The following is an 8836-nucleotide window of genomic DNA, read 5'->3' as shown; positions in this document are numbered from 1 at the left end:
ACTGCGTAACGCAGGAAGTGTATTGCTGACAAGTTGCTCCCCAGCAGAGCCTGTTTCCTCTTCAACTTCCTGATACAAATGTAGTTGTTTTTATGGCAAAAAAAATAAAAACGAAAAATAATACTCCGAATATTTGGATTACAACATAGAAGAAACTGTTTAAATTTTATTCGTTCAAATTTTTAGAGCTGTTTTAGAGCTGTTTTTTTCTTCTTCGAAACGATAATAGCGGGCTATTTGAGTTGAGAGAAAGGAAAAAACAGCCGAAAACAGACTAAAAATGAACGAAGAAAAAGATATAATAAAATATTCGTATAAAATTTAAACAGTTACTCAGATTGTTCTACCTTAAAGATTAATTATGACTTCCACTATGACAAAACCTGGCCGTATAGCGTCTATAGATGTGTACAGGGCTCTGACTATGCTTTTTATGATTTTTGTTAACGACTTGTTTACCATATCCGATGTGCCCCACTGGCTCGAACATGCCGCGGCGGATGAAGATATGCTGGGCTTTTCAGATATTGTATTCCCTTCGTTCCTGTTTATACTTGGCATGTCTATTCCGCTGGCGATTGAGATAAGGAGGAAAAAGGGGGATTCGAAAATAGAGATATTGAAACATATACTGATACGTTCGGTAGCGCTGTTGGTTATGGGGATGTTCACGGTAAATCTGGAAGCCGGAGTATCATCGGCTATAGGGAAGCCGGCATTTACGTTTATTATGCTCCTCGCTTTCTTCTTTATATGGAACCTCTATCCTAAGACAGAGGACAAAAAGAAACAAAGTTTTTATTCTATATTAAAAATAGTCGGAATAATCATCCTGGCCGTTCTTGCCTTTATATACAGGGATGCAGGCGGAGATATATTCCAGCCTCGCTGGTGGGGGATACTTGGGTTAATAGGGTGGACATATCTCTTATGTGCCATTATATACTTGTTCCTGAATAAGAAAAGGATATATCTGATCGTTGCTTTCTTCTTTTTTACTTTGTTATGCATTGCCGGATCGAATCGTTGGCTGGGTTCCTTTGATAGTATCATTCCGGGTAACGGATGTTTCCATGCTTTTACCATGTGCGGGATGCTGATTTCATTGCTGTTCAATCAGCCGAAGTCTGAACTGAGCATAAATAAGAAGATGTTGGTATCAACAGGGGTTGGTATCGGATTCCTTTTAGCAGGATTTATTTCTCATTATTTCTGGATTATCTCTAAGATACAGGCTACCCCCACATGGCTGTTTTTGTGTACGGGCATATCCGTTTTGTTTTACGTGTTTATGTACTGGTTTGCAGACATGCAAAAGAAAGCGTCCTGGTTTGATATAATTAAGCCTGCAGGAACGGCTACATTAACGTGTTACTTGGTACCATATTTCTTATATTCTCTTTTCGTTTTGATCCCATTTTCGCTTCCTGAGGTAATAACGACCTCTCCTGTGGGTTTGATTAAATGCGTCGTATTTTCATTTATCACAATAGGGATTACAGCTTTGTTGGGGAAAGCCGGAGTAAAACTTAAAATATAAAATCCTGTCTTGATTTCAGTAAATATTTGGAAAATAGGCAACTATACAAAACCAGCAAAGCGGCAAATTATTATTTGAAAGATTATTCTTAAAAATCTCTCGAAATTGTTTTGTAGAATAAAAAAAATATATACCTTTGCCACGCATTTGAGAGAAAATGCAACCCCAAATAAGGGCGTTTAGCTCAGCTGGTTCAGAGCATCTGCCTTACAAGCAGAGGGTCGGCGGTTCGAATCCGTCAACGCCCACGGAACGGTAAAATCCTAAAAAGACAGGAGAAGCCAATAAAAGACAAAAAGTCTGTTAGTCAGTAGATTAACAGGCTTTTTTTATTCTACCCTCGGACAAGAAAAGACAGTTTAGGACAGTAGTCGAGTGAGTAAAAAGTGAGTAAAACCACTTACTGAATTTTACTCACTTTTAAGCAGATTATTAGCTGGTAGCTAATGACTTACAATGCCCTAACTTGGCTTTTTTGAGAGCTTCATTCTTTAAGGTTCAGTGAGTAATTTTGTCGAATTATTAAAAAGAATGAGCAATGAAAAGTACGTATCGAATCCTTTTCTTAATCAGAAAGAGAGACTTAAACAAGGATGGACTAGCCAATATTATGGTTAGAATATCCATTAGCGGAGAAAAAGCAGAATTCAGTTCCAAAGAATTTGTAAAGCCTGAAATGTGGAATTCATTAGGCAAAGTCATGGGAAGAACAAAGGAAGCCCAACAAATAAATGATTCGCTGGATAAAATAAAGATTGCTTTAGATAAGCAATATAAAGAAATCCTTGAAAAAGATGGCTATGTTACACCGGATAAACTCCGAGACACCTATTTGGGTAAAATTATACGCAAACACTCAGTCTTATCTTTATATGATATTAAGGTAGAGCAAAAGCGAAATCTTGTCGGGAAAACCATTCGTTGCACTACTCTTTCAAAATATTTAGCTACCCGAAAACGTGTTGCCGACTTTATGGTATATAAATACAAGAAAGAGGATATGCCGATACGGGATATTAATTTCCAGTTTGTGACAGACTATGAAGTTTATCTAAAATCAATCTGCAAATGTGGACATAACTCTACTGTCAAGCATTTACGCTACCTGAAACAAGTCGTAACCAATGCACTCAAAAACAGATATATCACTGTTGATCCTTTTGATGATTATACATTAGGATACAAGCCTGTAAAGAAAGAGTTTCTAATCGAGCCAGAGATCAAGAAGTTGATGAATAAGAAATTCGAGTCGAAACGATTAGAGGAAGTACGAGATGTTTTTTTATTCCAAATTTTCACAGGATTAGCTTATATAGATGCAGCCAATCTAACAGAAGATAATATCATAGAAGATGGCTTCGGCCAGAAGTGGATACAACTAACCCGCCAAAAATCTTCCGTTCAGGCAAATATTCCTCTGTTGGATGTTCCTTTATCTATCCTCAAAAAATACAGAGGATTAGAGGACGGAAAACTCCTACCAATTCATACTAACCAAAAGATGAATGAGTATTTGAAAGAAATCGCTTCATTATGCGGTATAAACAAAAGGCTTACAACACATTGCGGCCGCCACAGCTTTGGCACGATTATGCTGACCAAGGGCGTTTCTATTGAAAGTGTTTCAAAAATGTTAGGACATACAAATATAACTACGACACAGATTTATGCGAAAGTTTTGAATCAGAAAATATTTACGGAAGTGAATAAGGTAAGGGGAGAACTGGACGGTTTGTCTAAGTATTATAAACAGCGAAAATAATTTCTAAAAACTTAAATTCATTCCCCAAATAATGAAGTTCATCAGAAAATCAGGAGATTTACCCTGAATCTCCTGCAAAAAATCTACTTTTGAGCTATGGTTAAGAATAAAAAAGTAAATATAAAACATGCGCTTATTTTTCTGTTTGCCACACTGCTTTACGCTTTGTGTCAAATGCTTTTCAGTGCTATTCTGATGAAAGAAGATTTAGGGGATAACTTTTTTACCCAACTGTCATCTCATTATATATTAATCCTCATCATGTGTATTGGGGATTACATATTATTACTATTCCTGAATAAGCATTTACCTTATTCTAAGAATGTATTATTTCGTATCATAGCAGATCTTATAGGGGGAGTCATAATTTGCCTTCTCGTATTAGGTATGTTCAATTACCTTATATACGATGTACTTCTTATCTCAAAAGATGGGCTTCCCTCTTTCCTTGTCAAGTTTGCATTTGGAATGACAAACAATATTCCTATCCTGTTGGCATTTGAACTGATCCACTATTTTCAGTCCGAGCAAAAAGCCATCGCCGATTCTGAAAAAGCAAAACGTGAAGCATTGCTGTTCGAGCATGAAACGCTGAGGGCGCAGATAAACCCGCATTTTCTGTTTAACTCTCTGAATGTGTTATCGTCATTAATCTATATGAATCCGGACAATGCGAATAAGTTTACCAAAGCCTTGTCAAAGACTTATCGTTATGTGCTTTCTCTGAATAGGCGACCGATGGTTTCTGTTGAAGAAGATTTGGATGCGCTGGAATCCTATATCTTCCTGATGAAAATGCGATTTGAGAACTCTTTTACTTTCACGGTAAACAAAACGTGCGCCTGTGAAAAGAAGATGATTATTCCACTTACCTTGCAACTGTTGATAGAAAACGTATTTAAGCACAATGTAGCCACCGAAGAAATGCCGTTGGATATAAAAGTTACTATCGGAAGTGAATACATTACAGTAGGAAACAATATCCAGCCCTCAAATGATGTTGATAAAGGCGGAATCGGGCTGAAATACCTAACGAAGCAATATAAATTGTATGCTAAAGATGTAGTAGTCGAGCATACACCCCAACTATTTATTGTAAAAATCCCCTATATACAGCCATGAAGTACCTGATAGTAGAAGATGAGCGATTTGCATACGAAGAACTAAAACGTATGATGACAAATTTACGTCCCGATTATTTACTGGAGAAACGGACGAAAACAGTCATAGATACCATTGCGTTTCTGAAAACTTTTGCTGTCGATCTGATCCTGTTGGATATCCGTCTTGCCGATGGCAACTGCTTCGAGATATTCAACCATGTTGAGGTTTCTACGCCTGTAATATTTACCACTGCTTACGATGAACACGCCATCAAAGCGTTCAAATTGAATAGTATTGATTACCTATTAAAACCGTTTGATGAAAAGGAGTTAGAGGCTGCATTAATCAAATTTGAGAATATCTTTCATACCGATTCCCACAAAACCGACCCTAAGAATTTTGAGCAGTTATTAGCCACCAAAAACAAAAACCGTTTCTTAATATCAAAAGGAGACAATTATCATTATATAGAAACGGCGGATATTGCTCATTTTTACAGTGAAGAAGGGGTTGTATTCCTACATACGTTTCAAAATAAACGGTATATCATTAATTACACATTAGACCAGTTGGAACAGCAACTTGACAGCCGCCTGTTTTTTCGTGTATCGCGTAATTGTATCGGTAATGTGAAGGCTATCGAAAATGTTGCCAAATACTTCAACAGCCGTTTGAAACTCTCCTTTTCTCCAGTATGTCCGCATGAAGTGTTGGTTAGCAGAGTACGTGTACCCGACTTCCTAAAATGGATGGACGGGATTCTGGAATAATCTTAAAACAACTTATTCTTCTTTTTTGAACAGGGTATGGAAAATTCCATGCCCTATTTTCTGCATTTCACTTTGTCGATTCTTAACTCTATGGTTTCTCGCTTTCAGCATTACTTTGTTCATCGTTCTTTTGCTGAAAAATAAAGTGAGTATAAACGTATAAATTTAGAAATCATGAAGTTAATGTCATTATTCTTAGCAGCATTGGGAACCCTACTATGTATCGAAGGGAAAGCGCAACAATTATCGTTCAAAACCGAATATCTCGGAAGTTCCGGTTATTATTTCCTGCCTCCCGGCGAAAATCCCAAAAAGAAAATAGGCGATGCCAAAGGCTCCGCCGTTGTCTATCAGGGAGCATTCAACATGCCTCTATCCGTGAAACTGAATGAAAACAATCGTCCGACTGCTTGGGGCATTGGTCTTGGCGGGTCGTACACTTCGCTGAATAACAGAAATTTCACTGATCACATGGTTTCCGAAATCATGAACTTACAAGTTGGACTTTACCACTTACGACCGTTAAACGACCGATGGTCGATGCAGGCAAGTGCGGGCGTGGCGGTGCTTGCTCCTTCCGCCAATCTTTCTAAAATCAGGTTCAAGCACGTACTTGGAAGCGGAGGAATTATCTTCATCCGCCACCTGAAACCAAACCTGTCTATTGGCGGCGGTGTGGCTATCAATAGTTCATTGGGCTATCCGATGATATTTCCTGCCGTGTATCTGAATTGGGAACTTGATGGGAAGTTCGATGTGAATGTAGAGCTGGTTGAAGGTTTAGACGTATCAGCAGGTTATAGTTTCAACGATTGGTTTAAACTATCGTATGCTTTGGAAATGAACGGACAGGCAGCTTTGTTGGAAAAGGACGGCAAAGATGTAATATTCTCCCATCAATACATCGTTACGGGGTTTCGTCCCGAAATAAAGGTTGGTAAAACCGGATTATCTATGACTGCTATGGCAGGGCTGAATCTGTATCGTCCGGCTTCTTACAGCGACCGTACTTTGAAAGGTGTGTTCGCAACAGATAATGATTATTACTTCTCTGTTTCTCCGTATGTGTCTTTCGGAATCAAATATAATTTCTGAAAATGAGAGCGGTTCAGGTTTTGTTTGGCTTATTGATAATAAGCAATATGGTCACGGCGCAGGAATACTCGCAGAAGTTCTCTCTGCAACAATGTCTCGACTTCGCCATTAATAACAGCTATGCCGCGCATAGGGCAAACCTCGTTGTCAGAGAGGCAGGTTATCAGATAAACGAAGTCCGGTCGAATGTGTTGCCACAGATAAACGCTTCGGGCGGTTTCGACCATAGCTTGGTTTTACCCACAACGATGTTGCCCGGCGAACTTATCGGCGAGAGTGGTACGCAAATCCCTGTTCAGATGGGTTCAAAGAACGAATTTGATTTTGGTATTTCCGTTGAACAAGTAATCTTTTCGCCCACCTTATTTACGGGGATTAAGATAGCCAAGAACAATCAGGAACTTCAAAGGCTTCGGGCTGCTATGACGAAAGAAGAAGTAATTTTCGATGTAAGTAATGCCTTCTATGACATTCTTAATAGTATGCAGGAATTGGATAATATCAATTATATGGTATCCATGCAGGATTCGCTTTATCGGCTAATGGAAAAACGGGTGGAAGAAAACGTAACACGGGAAGTCGATTTGAATCGCATCAAAGTAAATCTAACCAATTTGCGGGCAAGAGGTAAAAATATAAATAATACCATATTGCAGCAGAAACGTTACCTGAAAATTCTGATCGGTATTTCCATTGAAGATGCTTTTGATGTGGACGATTCGAAAGTTCAAAACATTGGTCTATCCGAACTTCGAGGCTACTCACAGCCGCAAAACAGAATTCTTAACAGTGCGTTTTCTCAACTCGGCATAGCTCGAACAAGTTCGGCTCTGCTCTCGTCTTACGAAAACGTTGAACTCGATGTGCTGAATAAGCAAAAAGAAATGTTGGAACTTGAAATCCGTAGCCATAAAATGGAGTATATGCCAACGTTATCGGCTATCGCCACAGCCGGGTATCAATTCCAATCGGACAGGCTGAAGCTGACGAGAGAACCGTGGTATAGCTCTGCCATTGTCGGGGTTCGTTTAACGATTCCAATTTTTGACGGCTTAGGCAAGCGAAGCCGGATAAGACAAAAACAAACACAACTGCAAAGTTTGGATTGGAATATTCGGGAAACACAACAAACCCTGTCAGCCAATTATCTGAATGCGAAAAATCAACTGGAAGTAATCTATGAATTGGTACTGGTGCAATCTGAAAATCTAAAACTGGCAGAGAAAGTATATACCCAAACTATGGCATTATACACCGAAGGGTTGGCGAGTATAACAGACCTTCTTGAAACGGAAACCTCTCTGCATGAAGTGAAAATAACCTATACCACAGAACTTATCCGCTACAAAAAGACAGAAATAGATTTGTTGAAAGCAAGCGGTACACTTAAATACTTATTAAGCAACAATTAAAAATGAAATCCAAAATAGTAACCCCAATTATAGTAACCGTTTCCATTGTCGGTCTTATCGTATGGAAGCTGGTCGATAATAAACAGACCATCGACCGGAATGCTGAATTATCATTGACCGTAAACACAGTCGTTCCCGTTATGATTGAGAAACCCCGATATGTGGAGTTGAGCGAAAAAATCAGTGTAAACGGTCGTATTGATTCGGAAAGCGAGGTAGCAGTTTATTCAAAGGCACAGGGTATTGTCATAAAGAAATACAATAAGGTAGGCGATGTTGTCAGCCGGGGGACGGTAATCGCTCAACTTGAAAATAACGTAATACGGGAAAACCTGCGGTTCTCGGAATTGGATTTGGCGAAAGCGCAAAAAGACGTGGAACGCTACCAAAACCTTGCCTCCATTGGTGCAGTAACGGTACGGGAACTGGAAGAATCACAAATTACCCTCCGTACTGTCGAGAGCAGGATAACCGACTTAAAAGACCAACTGCGCCATACTATCATTACGTCCCCTGTTTCCGGTATCATTAACAAAGACTATTTCGAAGAAGGGACGTTGCTTTCCGTTGGCGGCAGCGTTGTGGATATTGTGGATAATAAAGCATTGAAAATGGTTGCCAACGTAACGGAGAAAGAAGTATTGAAACTAAAGGTAGGCATGGAAGCAACCATTACGACTGACGTATATTCCGGCAGCACATTTACAGGCAGAATTGAGGCTATTTCTCCTAAAAGCAACGACAGATACTATTATTCGGTAGAATTGTCATTGAACAATCCTCAATTAAAGCCCGGTATGTTCGCCACCGTCATTTTCAGTGTCGGCGGGAATAACCGCAACACTTGCGTAATAAGCCGGGAAGCTCTTGTCGGCGGACTAAAAGCCCCTCATGTGTTTGTGATACGAGACTCTAAAGCCTATAAAGTAGCCGTACAGGTGGGTATTTCAGACGGAGAATTTATTGAAATAACCGATGGCATATCACCCGATGATACCATTGTGAAAAGCGGACAAATCAATTTGATTGACGGTATAGAGGTATCCATTCTAAACTTATCACTAGTGTCCGGTTTAGAAAATATTGACATCGTTAAAACCCTTATGGATAAAGGGGAGTGAGCACGTTCTTTGATTTTTCGATTTGAATTTTC

The 8836-nt window shown here is 39.2% G+C and carries 7 protein-coding genes and 1 tRNA gene; all 8 read left to right on the top strand.

Features of this window, described 5'->3' with window-relative positions; translation table 11 throughout:
- Window positions 1-373 precede the first annotated feature (373 nt).
- The 8 genes from D0T84_RS20115 (at window position 374) to D0T84_RS20080 (ending at window position 8804) form a co-directional block, all read left to right on the top strand.
- The gene (locus D0T84_RS20115; protein WP_255495491.1) at window positions 374-1540 is read left to right on the top strand and encodes a DUF5009 domain-containing protein; all 1167 of its coding nucleotides are present in this window, start codon (window positions 374-376) and stop codon (window positions 1538-1540) included.
- 173 nt (window positions 1541-1713) lie between these two features.
- Window positions 1714-1788: transfer RNA gene (locus tag D0T84_RS20110), tRNA-Val, on the top strand.
- 290 nt (window positions 1789-2078) lie between these two features.
- The gene (locus D0T84_RS20105) at window positions 2079-3302 is read left to right on the top strand and encodes a site-specific integrase (protein ID WP_163309641.1); all 1224 of its coding nucleotides are present in this window, start codon (window positions 2079-2081) and stop codon (window positions 3300-3302) included.
- Between the two features lie 96 nt (window positions 3303-3398).
- A complete protein-coding gene (locus D0T84_RS20100) occupies window positions 3399-4424 on the top strand; it encodes a sensor histidine kinase (protein ID WP_163309640.1) in 1026 nt (341 codons plus the stop codon).
- Entirely contained in the window at window positions 4421-5176 is a 756-nt protein-coding gene (locus D0T84_RS20095; RefSeq protein WP_163309639.1) for a LytTR family DNA-binding domain-containing protein, read from the top strand. Before D0T84_RS20100 ends, D0T84_RS20095 begins: the two co-directional genes overlap by 4 nt.
- A 174-nt stretch (window positions 5177-5350) precedes the next feature.
- Window positions 5351-6271 carry a DUF6268 family outer membrane beta-barrel protein gene (locus D0T84_RS20090; RefSeq protein ID WP_163309638.1) on the top strand — a complete coding sequence of 307 codons (921 nt, stop codon included), beginning with the start codon at window positions 5351-5353 and terminating at the stop codon, window positions 6269-6271.
- A gap of 2 nt (window positions 6272-6273) precedes the next feature.
- On the top strand, window positions 6274-7683 hold the full coding sequence (locus tag D0T84_RS20085) for a TolC family protein (protein ID WP_163309637.1): 1410 nt from the start codon (window positions 6274-6276) through the stop codon (window positions 7681-7683).
- 2 nt (window positions 7684-7685) lie between these two features.
- Window positions 7686-8804, top strand: coding sequence for an efflux RND transporter periplasmic adaptor subunit (locus D0T84_RS20080; protein ID WP_163309636.1), 1119 nt, complete (start codon window positions 7686-7688; stop codon window positions 8802-8804).
- Window positions 8805-8836 lie beyond the last annotated feature (32 nt).

The sequence above is a fragment of the Dysgonomonas sp. 521 genome (genome assembly GCF_010501055.1).
Classification (GTDB): Bacteria; Bacteroidota; Bacteroidia; order Bacteroidales; family Dysgonomonadaceae; genus Dysgonomonas.
The sequence above is the reverse complement of the archived record's forward strand: the minus strand, read 5'-3'. Positions and strand labels throughout refer to the sequence as shown.